At 54.4% G+C, this 1,085-nt stretch carries 1 protein-coding gene; it reads left to right on the plus strand.

Translation table 11 applies throughout. The annotated features are described in order from the left end of the window. Positions 1 to 999 (plus strand): transposase (locus tag ACIP1G_RS31980; RefSeq protein WP_400744649.1); only part of this gene is annotated, 999 nt, incomplete at its 5' end. Positions 1,000 to 1,085 lie beyond the last annotated feature (86 nt).

Consider the following 1,085-nt stretch of genomic DNA (forward strand, 5'->3'; position numbering starts at 1 on the left):
ATTGATGGCAGCAAATTCAGAGCCGTAGCCTCCAATCGCCGCCATGTCAGCACCAAGCATCTCAAGCGGGACTTGGAAAAGCTGGACCAGCGCATTGCTCGATACCTGGCGACCCTGGATGAGTCGGATCAGAGTGAAAGTGCCGAGAAAATCGATACCAACAAGGTGAAAGAAGCCTTGTCCCGTCTTCAGTCAAAGCGCGATGACAACGTGACCAGTCAAGCGCTGATGGAAGAACTGGGGCTTTCCCAGATTATCGTTGGGGAGGATGAGGCGAAGATGATGCGTGCTCCGCAGGGCAACTTTGCGGGCTACAACGTGCAATCTGCAGTGGATGAAGAGCATGGGTTAATCGTGCACCACGAAGTTACCCAGGACAGCGATGACCGCAAGCAGCTCGCCCCGATGGCAACGGCTGTCCAGCAGGTGCTGGATCAAGAAGACGTCACTGTGACTGCAGATGCAGGTTATTCAAACGGCGAGCAATTTCAGGCCTGCGACGATGCAGGGATTACGGCTATCGTACCGCTCAACCGGGAAAACCGCTCGGCTGAAAACGCTCTCTTTCCGCAGGCTGACTTCAAGTACGACCCTGAAACCGATAGTTATCAGTGCCCGGCGGGTCAGGTGTTGATACTGAAAAGTATGAACAAGGGATCGGCTAACTACCACGCTCAAGCATCTGTCTGTGGCAGTTGTGCTCTGAAAGGCAATTGCACGAGGGCACGATACCGCTCGCTGAAGCGCCATCCCAATGAAGCAGCGTTTGAACGAATGACCAAACGCCTGAATGCCAATCCGGACATGATGCTCAGGCGGAAAAGTACGGTTGAGCATCCTTTCGGCAACTTGAAGCAGTGGGCACTGGGAACCGGACGGTTCCTGCTGCGCCAATTGCAGGGAGCCAAAGCTGAGATGGCGCTGGCAGTGACCAGCTACAACCTGAAGCGAACCATCAACATCCTGGGAACCCGCAGGCTGCTGGAAATGCTGGCCTGAGAGGTATCTCTCGGTTATCTGAAAGTCTCAGTCAGAGATCAGCGCTGGCGGGCTGAACTCTGATTTTGAGTTTTCACACAGCCTGT

This window comes from Pseudomonas sp. NPDC089392, from assembly GCF_044749595.1.
Lineage (GTDB): Bacteria > Pseudomonadota > Gammaproteobacteria > Pseudomonadales > Pseudomonadaceae > Aquipseudomonas.